Origin of the sequence: Halobacillus sp. K22 (assembly GCF_052246795.1) — a bacterium.
In the GTDB taxonomy this organism is placed as follows: domain Bacteria; phylum Bacillota; class Bacilli; order Bacillales; family Halobacillaceae; genus Halobacillus.
In genome coordinates this window covers 39,925-57,544 of sequence record NZ_JBQQCN010000007.1, presented here as the reverse complement: position 1 = coordinate 57,544, position 17,620 = coordinate 39,925, and the positions used below count along the sequence as shown (strand labels likewise).

The following is a 17,620-nucleotide window of genomic DNA, read 5'->3' as shown; positions in this document are numbered from 1 at the left end:
TAAGCGGAGATGGGATTATTCTCATTATTGATTGGATTTTTCCTTGGGCTCATTTTTTTTCACGGACTGATAACTTTCATTCAGTGGCGCGGTCATTTCTCTTTCTAACTTTTGTTCTCGTTCTAACGGATTTTCTGGTTTCTTCATTTTCTCACCTCTGTCTTAATGTTCACAAAACTCCCCTATTTATGCTTGAATTATAAGTCTAAACTAAAATAGAACATGATATAATAAAGGTGAGAAATAGGAAGGGGGCATTCATAATGACATTTGAATACAAGGATATTGTTGTGGCAGTGGATGGTTCAGAAACAGCAGAGGGTGCTTTCAAAAAGGCGATTGATATTGCTAATCGAAATGATGCTAAGCTGGTTCTAGCACATGTAGTAGACACTCGAGCTTTTGCTACGGTAGAGGCTTATGACCGTTCTTTAGCCATTCGTGCGGAGAAATACGCGACGGATTTATTGAATGATTATAAGTCTAAAGCGGAGAAAGCCGGCGTTACCAACGTAGAAGTAGTTGTTGAGTATGGTTCCCCAAAAATTAAAATTGCTAAAGATGTGGCTCCAAAACATAACGCAGACCTTATCATATGTGGGGCTACCGGCCTAAATGCCATGGAACGTTTTTTCATTGGAAGTGTTTCCGAGCATATTACCCGCTATGCTACTTGTGATGTCCTAGTCGTACGTCCTGAAAAGGCAGTTGTAGAAGAATAAAAATAACTCCCCATCAGTGCTGATGGGGAGTTATTTTGGGCCTTTATTAATTTCGCGCACAACATGGGAAACCTCCGGCAGAATTAGACGGTCCATCGCAAGTTTTACCGCACCGCTTGATCCTGGCATTGAAAAAATAGCAGTTTTTTCACTAATCCCCGCTGTTGCACGAGATAAAAGAGCAGCTGAACCTATATCCTCGTTATAGCTCAGCATCCGGAATAGTTCACCGAATCCAGGGAGCTCTTTTGTAATCAAGGTTTGGACGGCTTCAATCGTAACATCCCGTTCTGCAATACCTGTACCCCCGTTTAAGAGCACTACATCTATATCAGGGTCAGCAATTCCTTGTGTCACAGCCTCAGTTATTCCCTTTTGGTCATCCTTCACAATCTTATATTCATTAACACTATGCCCGGATTCTTCGGTAAGTTTTTCAATAATAATCTTTCCACTCTTGTCCGTATCCGTATTTCTTGTATCACTTACGGTAAGAACCATACATTTTACGGATGAAGGAGCTTCTCTCTTATGTTCTACATGCGTCATTACTCTCTCTCCTTAAGGTCTAACAGGTAACGGTATTGATAAAACTTCATGGCAAAATCAGTCACCTGTCTAGTTAAATGATAATTAGAATAAGCCCCTATCGCTATACTTATAAAAGGCAGCCCCTGAAAAATTTTCTTACGAAACATCAAGATGAACATAGATTTAAAACATTGTTTAATCGGCTGTTCAAGCCATGATTCATTCGTTAGCTGATCATTCCCTTCAAATACATAAGGGTGTTCGTTACGATTCACCTCATCCACTAACTCATTCCAGGCATGGTTTTGAAGTCGTTTTGGCAGCGTAGCCGCGTGAAAAACTTTTAAAGAGATCATCATTTCATAAGGGTGATTCATTTCATGGCCGAAAGTTAAACCAATCAACTGCACAGCACGAATATTCATTACCATCATTAAGGGATAGTCAAGTCCGAGTAACAGCCACCCTCCGGTGCCGGTCAGCCCGCCTTGAGCAAAAGAATACAACCGGCCTCTGGCAATTTGCTGTTGAGCTATGTAACTTAGCTGATCTATACTAAGCAGCCTCTTCATATCCGTAATGTTCTCAATCTCTTCTGTAAAAACCCTTCCGACAGCTAGTATTCGTTGTCTTGCTTCATTTTGAAATGAAGTGCCCTGCAAAAAAGCGTGCGTATGAAAAAACCAGGCATCCAATTTTGAAAAAAACTTTTCCTTTACGTCCGGATCCAAATTATAAAAACTTTGGCGGATCCAATCATCATACATCATTTCAAAATCGTTGGGCTGGTAACCACGATACTGCTCAAGCCAACTATCCACATCTTTAGCTATCCGTTCATAAGTCATGAACAACACTCACTCCCCCACGGTTCACTCTTCTTATTATTGTAGCCTGAATGTTCAAAAAAAAGCAATGGCTGCCTGATTAATGCAGACGCCATTGCTTTTAAATGCTTATAGTCCTTTTTCTACAGTGTCACGCGCAATCATAACTTCTTCATTCGTTGGAATAACCATAACTTTTACCGGAGAATGAGGATAGTTAACAAAAGCTTCTTTTCCGCGAATCCGATTTAGAGATGGATCCCAGTAAACGCCCATAAATTCTAAACCTTTCAGAACGCGTTCGCGTATCGTGTAACTATTTTCACCAACGCCAGCTGTGAAAATAATGCCGTCGATTCCATGCATACGTGCGGCATAGGAACCAATATACTTGTGAATTCGTGCAGCGAAGACCTCAAGAGCAAGTTCTGCACGCTCATCGCCTTCATTCGCCTGAAGTTCAATGTCACGAAGGTCACTTGAGAAGCCGGAAAGAGCCAGCATACCACTTTCTTTATTCAATACATTCATAACTTCATTAGCCGTTTTTCCGGTCTTCTCCATAATGAATGGAATGAGAGCTGGGTCGATATTTCCGGACCTGGTACCCATCGTAACACCTGCAAGTGGTGTAAAGCCCATAGAAGTGTCAATAGATTTACCGCCTTCGATGGCTGCAATACTTGCGCCATTACCTAAGTGGCAGGACAATAGCCGCAGCTGCTCCACCGGGCGTCCCATCATCTCTGCAGCACGCTCCGATACATATTTATGAGATGTACCGTGGAATCCGTATTTACGGATTCCATACTCCTCGTAATATTCATAAGGGAGGCTGTAAAGATAAGATTGTTCCGGCATGGACTGGTGAAAGGCTGTATCAAATACTGCCACGTGCGGTACTTCCGGAAGCACCTCACGGAACGCGCGAATTCCAGTCAGGTTTGCCGGGTTATGCAACGGGGCAAGATCTGACACTTCTTCAATTTCATTAATAACCTGATCTGTTATAAGAACAGATTCACTGAAACGTTCTCCGCCGTGAACTACACGGTGTCCAACGCCGTTAATTTCATCTAAAGACTCTATTACGCCATTAGATGTCAATTTATCAAGGAGAATCCTAACCGCTTCTCCGTGATCCGGAATGTCAGTAACTGTCTTATCTTTATCATCATTCACTTCAATAGTAAATACCGCATCATCTAGTCCGATACGCTCAACTAATCCTTTAGTAATTACAGTTTCTTCAGGCATGTCGATCAATTGAAATTTTAGTGATGAACTGCCTGCATTTATAGCAAGAATTTTATTACTCAACGTTGCTCATCCCCTTACAATTAGGTTCGTATGTTTCTACCACTACCATTTAACCACCCGTTACCCTCATTTTCAAGGTAGAAAGAATATGTTAACGTTTACTTCTTATATTCGCTATTTTCTCACAATTGTGCAGTTTTATATTCATCAAACCATTGATTCATTTGACCGAGTATGTCACCCATAGCATTCGGATTTTTAAAGGATGGAAGCTTTACAAGCAGCGCCTGTTTTGGCGGCTTCGTTTCTGCACCTTTCTTTTGAAGGATCAGAATGCTTTTTCCATGTTTTTCATTTTTGAATAGCGAATCGGAAAGCTGGAGCATTCCGACAATATGCGCATTTTCCCTTAAGAATGCATTCAGTTCTCTCGATTGGTCACTTTCAAATAAAAAGTTCGGGACGATAAACATTAAATAGCCGCCCTCTTTTGTATAATTCAATCCTTGTTCAATAAACAAGTGATGCGCATAGGAATGACCCTCTTCAGCTTTTAATTGATAACGGGAAGCCTGCACATCATCTGGATAATAACCTACAGGAAGATCAGCCAGAACAAAATCGACAGGTTCCATCAGAAATGGCTGTAAACTATCCTGGTGGAAAAATTCTATATGGTTCTTTTGTAGGTTCGCATTGGTTACGGCTAACTGTATGAGTGTTGGATCGACCTCACTTGCGTAAGCTGTTAGCGGCATTTCAAGCTGGTTCATCACGGACGTAATTAAATTCCCTGAGCCTGAAGCAGGATCAAAAAGTTTCAAGTTTTCTTCATTATCAAAGAGTTTGGAAGCCAAATAACCCATAAACATTGCAACAGAATCAGGAGTGATTAAATGCTGCTGCTGAGTTGCACCTTTCATACCTTTTAAGATAGCAAGCTGCACGGATTTTCGGATTTCTTCTTTTTCAAAGTTATCCTTATTTATCTTCGTTAGCTCATTGGTGAGCTTGGTTTGAAGTTCTTTACCCATATCTTTAAAAGGCTGTCCATTGAACAAAACTTCTAAGGTTTCAGCAATGGCTTCCAAATAGGTAACATTCATATCTTGAGAAATCGTATCAGCTGTTTCATCTACCCACTGAAATAGTGTTTCTACCTGTTCTTGCTTCATCTTCATTCTCCTTTTCAGCCTGCCTGGTTATCACAAGAAAGTGACGCATTTACCTGAACCAGAAATGCGCCCGATTGACTGTGATCATTGTTCCGAATTAAATTCTATCCCCACCATATCGAATAATGGAGCGGGTTTCAACAATCCGCTACTTTACCGATTAGTTTGAAAATTGTGTGCGGGAAGAGCATTATAATGATAAAATGACGTTAAAGAATACATAAGGAGGAAGTTTTATGGCTGAACAACGTAGAAACCTATACTTTTATTATCACCCAAATCAGGAACTGGATGAGAAACTCGAACCACTCTATCAGTTAGCAAGAGATAAAGACTTTACTGTAGTGGAAGATTCAAAAAATGCAAATATTATTATAGCTGTCGGTGGAGATGGAACATTCTTGCAGGCTGTTCGGAACACTGGATTCAGACAAGACTGCCTCTATGTTGGTATAAGAAGTCAAAACGAAGCAGGGCTTTATTGCGACTTTAGTATAGATAATCACGATGAAATGGTTGAAGCAATGGAAAACGCCGAAGTGGAGGTACGCAGGTTTCCAATTATTGAAGCGACTGTCAATAATGAATCCACTTTCTACTGTTTAAATGAATGCAGTGTGCGTTCCACATTAATTAAGTCCATTGACATAGATGTCTATATTGATGATCTTCTCTTTGAAACATTCAGGGGCGATGGGCTTATCGTGGCTACTCCTACTGGAAGTACCGGCTATAATAAGTCTACTAAAGGGGCTGTAGTAGATCCAAAATTACCATGTTTCCAAGTCAGCGAACTAGCTTCCTTAAATAACAATCGCTTTAGAACTTTGGGATCATCTTTTATTTTGAGCGGTGAACGTACATTAAAACTGCATGTAAGACAGGATGGAAATGATTACCCTATCATTGGCATGGATAATGAAGCATTTTCAATTCGTAACATCCATGATGTTACAGTTTGCTTAAGTGACCAAGTGGTTAAAACCGTTAAGTTGAAAAATAACTCTTATTGGGATCGTGTGAAGCGCACCTTCCTCTAGGAAATCAAATTAAAAAAACCCGGAGCGGGATCTTACCGCTCCGGGTTTTTTTAACGTTGATAGACGATATCCTCATCTATTACTGTCATCGTTACATTAGCATCGGCCAATTCATGGGGCTTTAGCGCAAAAAGATCTCGATCAAGTATAGTAAAATCTGCGACATATCCCGACTGGATGACTCCTTGTGAATCTTCTCTTGCAATGGCCAAGGCGCTCCCCTTCGTATATAAGGATATAGCTTCAAAGACCGAAAGCTTTTCTTCTGCTTGATATACCATATGATCGTAAGTGGCTCTTCGATCTACCGCAGCACGAATGCCCAAAAGAGGATTAATTTCTTCAATAGGGGCATCAGATCCACCTGCACACATAATCCCCGCATCGATCAGTGTCTTCCAGGAATAAGAATTTTTAAGTCTTACATTCCCTATACGTTCCATCACCCAGGGGAAATCAGAAGCTACAAAGGTTGGCTGTATGTCTAGTACAACATTCATATTTTTCAGTTTCTGAATTAAATCTGGTCTCAAAATCTGAGCGTGAATGATTCGGTCTCTTTCTCCTGTATGAAGCGGAGCCGCTTCAATGGCTTGAATCACCGCCTCTACTGCTCGATCTCCAATCGCATGGACAGCTATAGGCATCATACGTTCTCGTGCCTTTTTAACTAATGAAGTGAGTTGCTCCTGGGTATGGATAGGCACCCCAAAACTTCCTGGGTCATCTGAATAAGCTTCCGAGAGCCAGGCTGTTCTCCCTCCAAGAGCGCCATCTGAGAAGATTTTTAGTGCCCCAAGCTCCACAAAGTCTGTTCCCTTTTTATAGCCCAGAGATTCTTCGTCCATTTGTTCAATTACTCCATGATGAACAAGTAAATGAGCCCTGAACTTCAGCGTCGAACCATTAATCACATCAGTATAGGCATCGAAGGTTTTTTTAAACCCCCCATAATAATTCAAATCTTCACTATGCCCCCCAACGAGACCGTATTTGTGCATATCTTTCACTGCCAATTCCGTAGCTCTTCTCAAATATTCTTTAGTTACCTCTGGCATCGCTTTTTTTATAATATCCTGAGCCTGTTCATGAAAGTATCCCGTAGCGTCCCCTTCATTATCTCTCACAATCACGCCGCCCTGAGGATCAGGAGTATCATTATCAATCCCTGCAAGCTGCATAGCTTTGGAGTTGGCTAGTACTGCATGCCTGCATACCCTTGTAAGCATCATCGGATGGTGGGAAGATATTTCATCAAGCTCGTCTTTATGTATGATCCGTTTATTTTCCCACTGATTTTCATTCCACCCATCACCAATAATCCATTCTCCCGGATCTAACTGTTCGGCATGCAGTTTCAATGCTTGCTTCACTTCTTCAGCTGACTTCATGAATGTTAAATCCAAGCGCATCAAACGTTCTCCATGTCCTATAATATGAAGGTGACTGTCTGTGAATCCTGGATACATAACCGCGCCTTTTAGATCATGTTCTTCTAAAATCTCATTCTTATATGTTTTATATAGATCTTGAGTATTCCCAACATCCTTTATTTTTCCATTATTTGTAACAACTGCTTCTACCCAAACGCCTTCTTCTTCCATCGTATAGATTTTGCCACCGTACCATAGTTTCACATCTATCATCCTCTCCATTTATCTGATTACTGTCTTACTCTATATATTTATAATAAATCATTCGATCTTTATATAGAAAGAAGATGCTTCACCATATGATTGAGCATCTTCTTCCTTTTCCTTATTAAACTATAATAGGTCACTAAAGTCATCTTTTTGGTCTTTTACAGTCAAATGGTCAACTTCTATAGTGTACGTCTCATCAAGCGCTTTTTCAATGTCTTCGCTAAAGTCACTGCTTGATTCATAGTAATTAGCATTTTTTCTTGTAGGCATGGATTTTGGAGATTTCGGAACAAATACAGTACAGCAGTCTTCGTACGGTCGAATAGAAATATCATAGGTATCAATTTTTCTAGCGATATCAATAATTTCAAGTTTATCCATAGAAATAAGAGGCCGCAATACAGGATAATTTGTCACTTCATTGATGGTGTTCATACTCTCCATCGTTTGACTGGCTACTTGTCCCAGGCTTTCTCCTGTAGTCATAGACAATATTCCTTGCCGGTCGGCAAGCTTCTCACTAATCCTAAGCATCATCCGCCGCATAATTGTCATGCTGTAACCCTCAGGCATTTCCTGCTGAATCCTTTGCTGAATAGTGGTGAATGGAACGACATGAACCTTAATCGGTTTTCCGTAGTTAGAAAGCTTCTGAGCTAAATCGATTACTTTTTGTTTCGCTCGCTCACTTGTATAGGGAGGTGAATGAAAGTGAACCGCCTCAAGTTCAACTCCACGCTTCATGGTAAGATAACCAGCGACTGGACTATCGATGCCTCCTGAAAGCATCAGCAGAGACTGGCCAGTAGTTCCAATAGGAAAACCACCTGCACCAGGATAGTCTTGAGCCGTAATATAGGCGGCCTCCTGTCTTACTTCTACCTTAATTTCTACGTCAGGCTGGTGGACATCTACCGTCACACCTTCTGTATTCCTAAGAATATAACCCCCTAATAGAGGATTAAGTTCCTGGGACGCAATTGGAAAATCCTTATCTGAACGTTTAGCTGAAATTTTAAAAGTTTTGGCATGGGCTGCATCCTGGAACGCCAAAAGCACGGCTTTCTTCATTTCATCTTCTTGCTTATCTACTTTCACAGCAAAACTTAAACTGTGAATGCCAAACACGTCCTGACACCGCTTCATAACTTCTTGCGGATTTTCATCGTTCAGCAATACATACATGCGACCTCTAGTTTTTTGGATCCGCACAGAAGGAAATTCTCGAAGCTTCTTGAGCAGATTATTTTGGAGCTTCTGCTCGAATGTTTTTCTTTTTTTTCCTTTTAACGCCATTTCTCCATACCGAATCATAATATGATCGAAATTCATAGTTTATCTCCTCATTGTTTCTTTTAGTTGTTCAATTGTTTCTTCAAGGGCTTCAATAAACGAAGCAGCTTCTTCTATCGTGTTCTGGTAGCTTAGACTAACTCTAAGAGCAGAATTGGTCCGTTCATAGTCAAGGCCGCACGCCTTAAGCACCGTACTAACCTCTGGTTCTTTTGAGGAACACGCAGATTTTGTAGAAATAAAAATCTCTTTTTCTCCTAAAGCGTGGATAACCACCTCGGGTTTGAAGCCAGGTATTGAAAAATTAATAATGTGAGGGGCGCAATCGTTTGGTGAATTAATGATTACTTCTTTAATATTCTTTAATTGGTCCCGTAAATATTGGTGAGTGCGGTACAAATGATCTCCCGCGTTTTTCTGTGTTTCCAATATTAGACGAAGAGCTTTTACAAAAGCAACATTTGCCGGGAGATTTTCCGTGCCTGCTCGCCGCTCAAGTTCTTGGCCGCCCCCATGCAGTAAAGGGAAAATAGAAACCTTTTTTTGTATAATTAAAGCTCCTGCCCCTTTTAGACCGTGGATTTTATGGCCTGAAGCTGTGCAAAGATCAATTCCCGATTCCTTTATAGGAAGATGAATTTTCCCAAGCCCCTGAACGTGGTCCACATGAAAGAACACTTTTGGGTATTCTTTAAGTCTTGCCCCTATCTCCTGTACAGGTTGAACAGTACCCAATTCATTATTTACGGACATGATACTTACAAGGATGGTATCTTCTCGAAGAGCATGTACTATACTATCCGGATCTACCTTACCCTTCTCATTTACATCAATATATGTGACATCAAACCCCAGGGTTTCCAGCGCTCGAAAGGCTTCTGTGACCGAAGGGTGTTCAATTTTAGACGTGATTAAATGCTTTCCTCTTGATTGATGCATTAATGCAATTCCTTTTATGGCCATATTATTACCCTCAGTGCCTCCAGAAGTGAAAATCACTTCCTGAGATTCTACTTCAAATAAACGGGCAGCTTGATGACGCGTTTGTTGCATTAAGCGCTCTACTTGACCACCAAAGCTGTGTACTGATGATGGGTTAGCAAAAAGTTCTCCAGCCACTTTTTGGTAACTTTCCAACACTTCAGGAAGAGGCTTTGTTGTAGCGCTATTGTCAAAGTAAATCATAAGAGGTGTGCTCCTTTATTTCAAAATGCAGTCCATTATAATATCATACCATTTTTTAAAAATAAATAGACAGTTACAGCTTTAAAAGGACACCTGCTCAACTTAGCAGGTGTCCTTATCTATCTATTATTCCTCTATATCCAGAGTTTCGAGTAACGTATCAATACTCAGTTTTCCATCTTTCTCAATATCTATTATCCAGGGCTTAGAGAAGTCCTCTGTTTCAATTATCGTTTTGCTTTGAGATAGTCTTTCTTTTTTATCTTCTTCCTGAACATGCTCTGAAGTCTGTTCCACCTTAAGCAAGCTGTGGGAAGTAGCAGCTAAACTATGATTATTAGCTTCAAAAATGGGTGGAGGGGACAGTAGGTAGACAGCTATCACAGCACTCCATACCAGCAGACAAATACTTGCGGTACCGATCAATATCCACTTTCTCATGCCCACCATCCTATACCATGACTTGTTCCCTTTCCTCTATTCGGGAATAAGCATCAGGATCGACTTCCTTCAATGCCTCAGAAGCTAATTCTAAGGCTGATTCGTATTGATAAGATCTGAATTTATTTTCTGCTTCCAAAAGTCGTGCTGCTAAAATTGGATACTTGCTTCTATATCGATTGGCGTATTGGATAACTCGCTCAGCCAAGCGGGCTCTGTCCATAATTTTTTGAGCTTCTTCGTAGATATGCTGTGTCATATCCGACGCATCGTTCAGGTGGTTATGAACCATAGCCATATCTAGAGGCTCTCTCTCAAGACACGCAAATACTTCATCAATTTTATCGCTGGCTATTTTCATGTCTTCATAAATGGAAGATGGAATACCTGGTATGTTGCTGCGCTTTAGACGCCGGTGTGTTTCTAACAGTAATTGCTCCATATCAGAGAGCTTCGTTTTCGCGTCCATTTCATCTCTTCTTAAAGCTTGAACCTTTTCATCGAACTCCGTATGTCTTTCTTGAAGTTCCATCAGATTCTGGCGAGCTTCTTCAAGTTCCAGCCGCAGCTCTGAATAGGCTGATTCTCCATCCTGTCTTTTATGCTCCAAGCTGATGAACTTTTTCTTAAGCTGACTGAACCAGCTTTTCAAACCCTCATAGGAATCGACTTCTTCCCCTTGCATTTGATAGGAAGCATCAATTTCTTCCATATCCTCTTCAGTTTCCATAAAAACAGCTTCGAGATTATCAAGTTGCGACCTTAAAGGGGCGTACTGCTTCTCAACGTATTGATGAGCTACAGCCTCTCTTTCAAGCATCTGATAAATTTCCTGGATCCTAGTTTCAACTTCAACAATTAATTCTTCTATATCTGTCTGGTCATTTTCATTTAATCGGGCTAATGCTTCCGTAAGAATTCGTTCATACCTATGTATTTCAGGTAACAAATCTAAATGAGCTACTCGGTAACCTTCAGCCTTCATCTCTTCGATTCCTTGCTTTAACTCTCTTAACTGCTCTGGCAGTTCAAGGTTTACTTTCTTATAACGCTCAGGGAAAGTTACGGTTTCTTCCTGAAGGTTCCCCAATTCGTCACGGATGGATTGTACCAGTTTATTTGCTTCAATATAATTGCCCTGCTCCGCTAACTCTTCATATGTACCCAGTTGCAATTCCAGCTGCTCTACTCGTTTCTCAAACAAAGAAGCAGATTGGCCAAACTGGTTACGGTGTTGAATTAGTTTGCGGGACAATTCCTTGATTTCAGGACCAATGGATTCGATTTCAATTCGGCTGTTCTCTTCCGAATCAAGCAGACTCTTGAGTTCTTCCAATATCTTTTGAATATCGTTTTCAATCGCTACCAGCTTGTCCTCTGTGCTATCTAATACTTTTTGGACCCGTTTCCATTTATAACGGTCTGCAGCTTCCTCAGCCTCGTACAAGTCTTTCTCAATAGCAGTAAGTTCCTTAGTTATAATTGTATCCCATTGTTCACGCCAGGCTTCAAATTTTTCCTGGGTTTCCCCTGATAGGTTCAGGTTTTTCACTTTTGATAATTCTTCGGTCACCGGCCTGTTCGTAATATCCATTTTCCAATTTTCTAACCGGTCCACCGCATCATAAACTTTCTTACGCCAAATCAATCCTACGATAAAAAGCGCAATCACAAGCAGTATAACTCCAATGATGTACTTCATAAATAGCCTCCTTACAAAATCCCCGTCCGACGGATTCTTTCGTTCCGAAATGTAAAATAGTTGTTTATAATGATACCATGTATTTAGAGATTTTGGCTAAAATATTTCAAAAATATTAACCTACTATCCAAAATTACAATCCCAAAGGAGCATTTAAGAATGAGAGACGGTCATATTCATACCCCTTACTGCCCGCATGGAACGGCAGATTCATTTAAATCATATATAGAGAAGGCCATAGCTGTTGGCTATGACACCATGACATTTACAGAACATGCTCCTCTCCCAACCTCGTTCGTTGATCCTGTCCCTGAAAAAGACAGTGGAATGGCTCTTGCAGAAGTGGAGTCCTACCTTTCAAATATTAAACGTCTGCAAAAGGAATACAAGGATGATATTTCTATTCAAGCAGGGTTTGAAGTGGATTATATCGAAGGATTTGAAAGAGAAACGGAGACTTTTTTAAACAGATATGGCCCCGAATTGGATGATAGCATCCTATCTGTTCATTTCATTAAAGGAAACACACAATGGTATTGTATAGACTACAGCCCGGACATGTATGAAGAGGCTCTTCAAGACATGGGCGGCAGCAATCATTTGTATCAAGCTTACTTTAATAATTTAAGAAAATCAGCTGAAGCAGATTTGGGCGCTTATAAACCATCAAGGATTGGTCATATGACGCTGATCAGGAAATTTAAAGATCTTTATCCCTCTCCACCGGGCTGGGAAGTAAGAGCTGAACAATTTCTTAAGGTAATCAAGGAGCAAGGACTGGAAATAGATTATAATGGAGCAGGATTACAAAAACCCCATTGTAAAGAAACATATCCGCCAAAATCTATAGCAGATCGAGCTTCCTCAATGGGGCTTCCGTTAGTTTATGGATCTGATGCTCATGCAGTATCTGGTCTGAAGCAGGGATTTAGCGAAATAGATCCTAGAATCCTAAGCTTTAACCGCTAATTTTTGTATGGTTGCCTGTTCAAGCATGGACCGGCTGTACTCCTCTACAAAATGACTTAGGGAAGCTTCAGTTATAAATGGATCCCTAAATTCATGAGGCATCGTAAATGGAGCATTTAGCAGCCCTTTTAACTGCAGAACCTTAAGCTTTTCTTTAAAAGTAATCTCCATCTTAGATGATTTTTGGAATAAAATATGGGATAGCAGATGGTCCTCTTTGGCTAAATAAGTGACAAGCATTTCCCTGGCAAACACTGTATTTAAAGACAGCTCCCGGTATACTAAACAGGAAAGTTGATTATGAGACAATTTATAATGTAATATTTTCCTCACTAAAGTTTCTATGCGTTTATTTGTATCAGTAAAGTGGATACTTTCTAAGATTTCCAAATAAGGTTCAAAATAATTGATGGCCAGAGACTCGAATAATCCCTGCTTACTCTTAAAGTAATAATGGATTAAGGATACGTTTACATTAGCAGCATTGGCAATATCCCGAACCGAGGTTCCATTGAAACCCTTGCTGTAAAATAGACGGCAGGCAACATCCAACACTCGATCACGTGTGACATTCTGTCGGTTCATCATTTTTCCCCCTCAAATAGTAATTCTACCTGAGGAAGGGTTTTCCTGCTCTTAATCGTACATCAAATACCGACATCCGCTTAAATGAACTTGTCGAAACAATTATTATAGGAGGTTCTAATTATGTTCCAATCTACTTCATACACAGGTACGAAAGAAGAAAACTATGAGTTACTTTTAAAACAATTAAAAGCATTGCTTGAAGATGAACCAGATGTTACAGCTAACCTCTCCAATGCTTCGTCATTATTAAATCAATTCCTGGAAGACGTGAATTGGGTGGGCTTTTACCTTTGGAAAGATGAGCAGCTTGTTTTAGGACCTTTTCAGGGTCTACCGGCCTGTGTAAGAATTCCATCCGGTAAAGGGGTCTGCGGCACGGCTGTAGCTGAAAGAAGTGTTCAGAGAATTGAGGATGTTCACGCATTCCCTGGACATATTGCCTGCGATGCGGCCAGCCAGTCAGAAATTGTTGTTCCTATTTTTAAAGATAAAGAAATTTTTGGAGTTCTTGATATCGACAGTCCGAGTAAGGGCAGATTTGATGAAATGGATGAAAAATATCTAGCTAGATTTGTTGAGGTAATTCAAACCTATATCTAAGAAATTAACCCGCTGCCATGCCAGCGGGTTTTTAATTTAATCTCTGTTAGATCTCTTTATTGAATTACAGATAATGGTCCGTTAGTTGAAACGGCTTATGAAAAGTCCCCAACAACGCTTTTTTGATGATGCTTACCTATTTATCATTGGGGTGGAATTGATTCCCTTTTTTCAGCGCTTTAATAGAGGGCCCGCCACTCGCTTTCCCTCCACCGCTTACTGGAAAGCTGAACCATTCGATTCTAAAAACCGGTAGCAGCTTATATTGTTTCAAGGTTCCCTGGATTAAGTCCTTCTGCCATAACTATCTGGTTTTTACCAGCTTCTTTTGCTTTATATAAAGTCTGATCGGCAGAGCGGACTAGTTCCTTACCAGTTAGATGGTTTTCATTGATCCAGGCAGAGACCCCACAGGAAACAGTTACGGCCGGCGAAGTAGTCAAGAAAATTTCCTCTCTACCCCCTTTTTAAAGAGTCTATTGTACCGATCCTTTATACTCTTATACGTACTTTAATATGCTTAATTTTCAATTTAGTGTTTATTTGGCTATTTTTAACGGCAGTGTTTTTTGTAAGACTCTGGCGAAGGTAACGGAATCCATATTCGAAAATCTATTTTAAAAATTCGTTTGCCTTAGCACTACTTTTTTATGTCATTCTCTTGACTTACCGAGCAAAAAAAATTATACTAGTCGTTGTGTAAAATAAATGGCAGCCTATGTGAACCGGCGTTGTCATCATTTTGTTCCTCTCTTAAGAGGTGCATCGTGTAACTCTCTGCTGCTGGAGCGATGGTGCATGAAAACATAATGAGCAACGTATAAAGGCCACACTGTTTTTATTTTATGCAAATAAAATAAAAAAGGAGGAATTCCTATGGCACGATACACAGGTCCAACCTGGAAAAAATCCCGTCGCTATGGTATTTCTTTAAGCGGAACTGGTAAGGAGCTAGAAAAGCGCCCTTACGCACCTGGACAACACGGTCCAAATCAACGTAAAAAACTATCTGAATTCGGTCTTCAGCTTCAAGAGAAGCAGAAGCTTCGTTTCATGTACGGATTGACAGAACGTCAATTCCGCCGTCTATTCGTAGAGGCTGGTAATATGAAAGGTATCCACGGTGAGAACTTCATGATTCTTCTTGAGTCTCGCTTGGACAACATCGTATACCGTCTAGGTCTGGCTCGTACACGTAACCAGGCTCGTCAGCTAGTTACTCACGGTCACGTAACTGTAGATGGAGGACGTGTTGATATTCCATCTTACCGCGTAGTACCGAACCAAGTAATCAGTCTTCGTGAAAAATCTCAAAAACTAGACGTTGTAGAAGAAGCAATCGAAGTAAATAACTTCACACCTGAATATCTTACATTTGATGAAGATAAACGTGAAGGAACTTACTCTCGTTACCCTGAACGTTCTGAGCTTCCATCTGAAATTAATGAAGCTCTTATCGTTGAGTTCTACTCTCGTTAATAGTTTTCATGAAAAACCGCCGTTTAAAACGGCGGTTTTTATTTTGATCGCTTAGCGAATCTATTTCTCAAGTTTTCACGATACAATCAGCAGAATTATGTGGTTTAACATTTCGCAGATAATGATCCTCCGCTTTCCAATATCTATTTTTAAATTTCTCCATATTTTTTTGTGCAGATGGTTTTTCACGTGAAAATCTCCGGGCTCTAGCACAATCTAAAAATATTACGTAGTCAAAATAATGCTGCCACTCTTTTCTTTGAAGAAAAACCCCTTCTACAAGAATCACTCCTTCTTCATGTAAATCAACCGTTTGGTATTCGTGGTCATCCGATTCTTTATCATAATAAGGAAGAGTAACCCGACCACAATACTTAGCTTTTTCAAAAAGGTGAACACTTAACCACTCAGCCTCCCATTGCAAATGATAATACTCATACCATTCTTCAGCACCAGTATGATAGCGTTCATTCTCTCTAACGATAAGATCGTCCATATGAAAGGTTTGGAAATTCACTCCTTTATTTCTTAGCTCCCTCTCAAGTTGTTCCACAAAAGTAGTTTTCCCCGACCGGCTTAAACCATCGACTCCTATTAAATATAGTTGATTAGACATAAGAGATGGAATTATATCGAATAGATCGTGCTTCATATCTATTCAAACCTCCTTTAAAAAAGCTTTTAATTGTTTTGTGACCACGTATACGTAAAGTATAGAAACCTAAAGATAAAAAATGCCTTTCTTATAGCCTAAAACGGCTTATAAGAAAGGCAGATTTAAATGGTTTATTCGTAACGAACTAAGAAGTATTTTTTCTTGCCTCTGCGAATAATAGTGAATTGATCTTCAATACGGTTTTCTTCATTAATTTGATGATTTACATCCTGGTTTCGCTCACCATTAATGTACACAGCACCGTTGTTAATATCTTCTCGGGCCTGCCGCTTCGAAGATGAAATACCCGCGTCTACAAGCAATTGAACAAGCTGAGGTTCTTTATCAGAAGATGAAAACGCTGGTACGTCTTTAAAACCTTGTTCAATTTCCTGGCCTGATAAAGATTTAATATCTCCACTGAAAAGAGCTTCGGTGATTCTCTCAGCCTGAGCAAGAGCATCTTCGTCATGGACCAGTTTCGTCATCTCCTCAGCTAGACGCCGCTGTCCCACTCGTTTTTCCGGTTGCTCCTGCACTTCTTTTTCTAATTCAGCAATTTCGTCCATCTCTAAGAAAGTGAAGTACTTGAGAAATTTAATGACATCTCTATCATCAGCGTTGATCCAGAACTGGTAGAATTCGTAAGGCGAAGTAGCCTCAGGATCCAGCCAGATGGCCCCACCTGCTGTTTTTCCAAATTTCGACCCATCCGCTTTTGTAATAAGTGGCATAGTTAAACCGTATGCTTCCACTTCCTCTTCTCCCCGGGTACGACGAATCAGTTCTAAACCTGCTGTAATATTCCCCCATTGATCACTGCCGCCAATCTGCAGCGTACAATTTTCTTTTTGATTCAGCTTTTGGAAGTCCAGGGACTGAAGGATCATGTAGCTAAACTCCGTAAAACTGATCCCTTGTTCAATCCTTGATTCTACGGATTCTTTGGAAAGCATGTAGTTCACGCCAAAATGTTTCCCTGTGTCTCTTAGAAAATCTATAATAGTCATCTCAGATAACCATTCAAAATTATTTCGAGCAGCAGCAGCGTTTTCTCCTTCATCAAAGTTCAGAATTTTAGCCAGCTGTCCTTTGATTTTTTCACTATACTCATGGACCACACTCGCTTCATTTAATTGACGTTCAGATGATCGGCCGCTCGGGTCTCCGATCATGCCCGTGCCTCCTCCAACAAGTGCGATGGGACGATGCCCGGCCTTCTGGAATCGCTTCAGCATAAGAATAGGAAGCAGATGCCCGATGTGAAGACTCGCTCCCGTCGGATCAAAGCCGCAATAAAGAGTAACTTGTTTCTCATTCAAGTGAGATTCCAAGCCATCTTCATCCGTTATTTGATTAATTAAACCTCTCTGTTGTAAATCTTTTAGCAATTCCATGTGATCACTCCTCTTTTCTTGGTATGCGTATGTTAAATGGCTGGTAGAGCATAAAAAAAAAGACCTCCATATCCCTATAAAAAAGGGACGAGATCTCGTCGCGGTACCACCCT

19 protein-coding genes and 1 other annotated feature (1 of these 20 cut by a window edge) are annotated in these 17,620 nt (G+C 40.4%); of the genes, 5 read left to right on the top strand and 14 right to left on the bottom strand.

Translation table 11 applies throughout. The annotated features are described in order from the left end of the window. Window positions 1-24: 24 nt before the first annotated feature. Window positions 25-147: a hypothetical protein gene (locus ACTWPM_RS07270; protein WP_443132401.1), complete on the bottom strand. Its 123-nt coding sequence runs from the start codon at window positions 145-147 to the stop codon at window positions 25-27. Between the two features lie 116 nt (window positions 148-263). Between ACTWPM_RS07270 and ACTWPM_RS07265 the strand changes: the two genes are divergently transcribed. Then, a complete protein-coding gene (locus ACTWPM_RS07265) occupies window positions 264-722 on the top strand; it encodes a universal stress protein (protein WP_443132400.1) in 459 nt (152 codons plus the stop codon). 30 nt (window positions 723-752) lie between these two features. Here ACTWPM_RS07265 and ACTWPM_RS07260 read toward each other — a convergent pair whose 3' ends face one another. The 4 genes from ACTWPM_RS07260 to ACTWPM_RS07245 form a co-directional block, all read right to left on the bottom strand. After that, window positions 753-1,271 (bottom strand): MogA/MoaB family molybdenum cofactor biosynthesis protein, encoded by a 519-nt coding sequence (locus ACTWPM_RS07260; protein WP_443132399.1) that lies wholly within the window; start codon window positions 1,269-1,271, stop codon window positions 753-755. After that, window positions 1,271-2,101: an EcsC family protein gene (locus ACTWPM_RS07255; RefSeq protein ID WP_443132398.1), complete on the bottom strand. Its 831-nt coding sequence runs from the start codon at window positions 2,099-2,101 to the stop codon at window positions 1,271-1,273. The genes ACTWPM_RS07260 and ACTWPM_RS07255 overlap by 1 nt, the downstream gene beginning before the upstream one ends. 108 nt (window positions 2,102-2,209) lie before the next feature. Beyond that, window positions 2,210-3,400 (bottom strand): acetate kinase, encoded by a 1,191-nt coding sequence (locus ACTWPM_RS07250; RefSeq protein ID WP_443132397.1) that lies wholly within the window; start codon window positions 3,398-3,400, stop codon window positions 2,210-2,212. A 122-nt stretch (window positions 3,401-3,522) separates the two neighbouring features. Further along, window positions 3,523-4,515: a class I SAM-dependent methyltransferase gene (locus tag ACTWPM_RS07245; protein WP_443132396.1), complete on the bottom strand. Its 993-nt coding sequence runs from the start codon at window positions 4,513-4,515 to the stop codon at window positions 3,523-3,525. A gap of 236 nt (window positions 4,516-4,751) precedes the next feature. Between ACTWPM_RS07245 and ACTWPM_RS07240 the strand changes: the two genes are divergently transcribed. Continuing rightward, complete coding sequence (locus tag ACTWPM_RS07240; protein WP_443132395.1) at window positions 4,752-5,555, top strand: NAD kinase; 804 nt, start codon at window positions 4,752-4,754, stop codon at window positions 5,553-5,555. Window positions 5,556-5,605: 50 nt separating this feature from the next. Here ACTWPM_RS07240 and ACTWPM_RS07235 read toward each other — a convergent pair whose 3' ends face one another. The 5 genes from ACTWPM_RS07235 to ezrA form a co-directional block, all read right to left on the bottom strand. Continuing rightward, window positions 5,606-7,201, bottom strand: coding sequence for an amidohydrolase (locus ACTWPM_RS07235; RefSeq protein WP_443132394.1), 1,596 nt, complete (start codon window positions 7,199-7,201; stop codon window positions 5,606-5,608). A gap of 120 nt (window positions 7,202-7,321) precedes the next feature. Beyond that, entirely contained in the window at window positions 7,322-8,530 is a 1,209-nt protein-coding gene (gene thiI, locus ACTWPM_RS07230) for a tRNA uracil 4-sulfurtransferase ThiI (protein ID WP_443132393.1), read from the bottom strand. Between the two features lie 3 nt (window positions 8,531-8,533). Further along, window positions 8,534-9,676 (bottom strand): cysteine desulfurase family protein, encoded by a 1,143-nt coding sequence (locus ACTWPM_RS07225; RefSeq protein WP_443132392.1) that lies wholly within the window; start codon window positions 9,674-9,676, stop codon window positions 8,534-8,536. 126 nt (window positions 9,677-9,802) lie between these two features. Beyond that, window positions 9,803-10,117 carry a hypothetical protein gene (locus ACTWPM_RS07220; RefSeq protein WP_443132391.1) on the bottom strand — a complete coding sequence of 105 codons (315 nt, stop codon included), beginning with the start codon at window positions 10,115-10,117 and terminating at the stop codon, window positions 9,803-9,805. A 10-nt stretch (window positions 10,118-10,127) separates the two neighbouring features. Continuing rightward, window positions 10,128-11,819, bottom strand: coding sequence for a septation ring formation regulator EzrA (ezrA, locus tag ACTWPM_RS07215; RefSeq protein WP_443132390.1), 1,692 nt, complete (start codon window positions 11,817-11,819; stop codon window positions 10,128-10,130). A 159-nt stretch (window positions 11,820-11,978) separates the two neighbouring features. Here ezrA and hisJ point away from each other — a divergent pair, with 159 nt between their 5' ends. Beyond that, window positions 11,979-12,788: a histidinol-phosphatase HisJ gene (gene hisJ / locus ACTWPM_RS07210; RefSeq protein ID WP_443132389.1), complete on the top strand. Its 810-nt coding sequence runs from the start codon at window positions 11,979-11,981 to the stop codon at window positions 12,786-12,788. On the opposite strand, the gene refZ is transcribed toward hisJ, so the two are convergent. Next, window positions 12,771-13,373: a forespore capture DNA-binding protein RefZ gene (refZ, locus tag ACTWPM_RS07205; RefSeq protein ID WP_443132388.1), complete on the bottom strand. Its 603-nt coding sequence runs from the start codon at window positions 13,371-13,373 to the stop codon at window positions 12,771-12,773. The genes hisJ and refZ overlap by 18 nt on opposite strands. Before the next feature lie 123 nt (window positions 13,374-13,496). On the opposite strand from refZ, the gene ACTWPM_RS07200 reads away from it, so the two are divergent. Beyond that, a complete protein-coding gene (locus tag ACTWPM_RS07200; protein ID WP_443132387.1) occupies window positions 13,497-13,976 on the top strand; it encodes a GAF domain-containing protein in 480 nt (159 codons plus the stop codon). A gap of 260 nt (window positions 13,977-14,236) precedes the next feature. Here ACTWPM_RS07200 and ACTWPM_RS07195 read toward each other — a convergent pair whose 3' ends face one another. Next, a complete protein-coding gene (locus tag ACTWPM_RS07195) occupies window positions 14,237-14,419 on the bottom strand; it encodes a GGDEF domain-containing protein (RefSeq protein WP_443132386.1) in 183 nt (60 codons plus the stop codon). 433 nt (window positions 14,420-14,852) lie between these two features. Here ACTWPM_RS07195 and rpsD point away from each other — a divergent pair, with 433 nt between their 5' ends. Further along, window positions 14,853-15,455 (top strand): 30S ribosomal protein S4, encoded by a 603-nt coding sequence (gene rpsD / locus ACTWPM_RS07190; RefSeq protein WP_014644034.1) that lies wholly within the window; start codon window positions 14,853-14,855, stop codon window positions 15,453-15,455. 67 nt (window positions 15,456-15,522) lie between these two features. On the opposite strand, the gene ACTWPM_RS07185 is transcribed toward rpsD, so the two are convergent. Both ACTWPM_RS07185 and tyrS read right to left on the bottom strand, forming a co-directional pair. Beyond that, a complete protein-coding gene (locus tag ACTWPM_RS07185; RefSeq protein WP_443132385.1) occupies window positions 15,523-16,107 on the bottom strand; it encodes a kinase in 585 nt (194 codons plus the stop codon). Between the two features lie 134 nt (window positions 16,108-16,241). After that, window positions 16,242-17,507 carry a tyrosine--tRNA ligase gene (gene tyrS, locus ACTWPM_RS07180; protein WP_443132384.1) on the bottom strand — a complete coding sequence of 422 codons (1,266 nt, stop codon included), beginning with the start codon at window positions 17,505-17,507 and terminating at the stop codon, window positions 16,242-16,244. 80 nt (window positions 17,508-17,587) lie between these two features. Next, window positions 17,588-17,620 (bottom strand) — a binding site (T-box leader) (it continues 174 nt past the right edge of the window).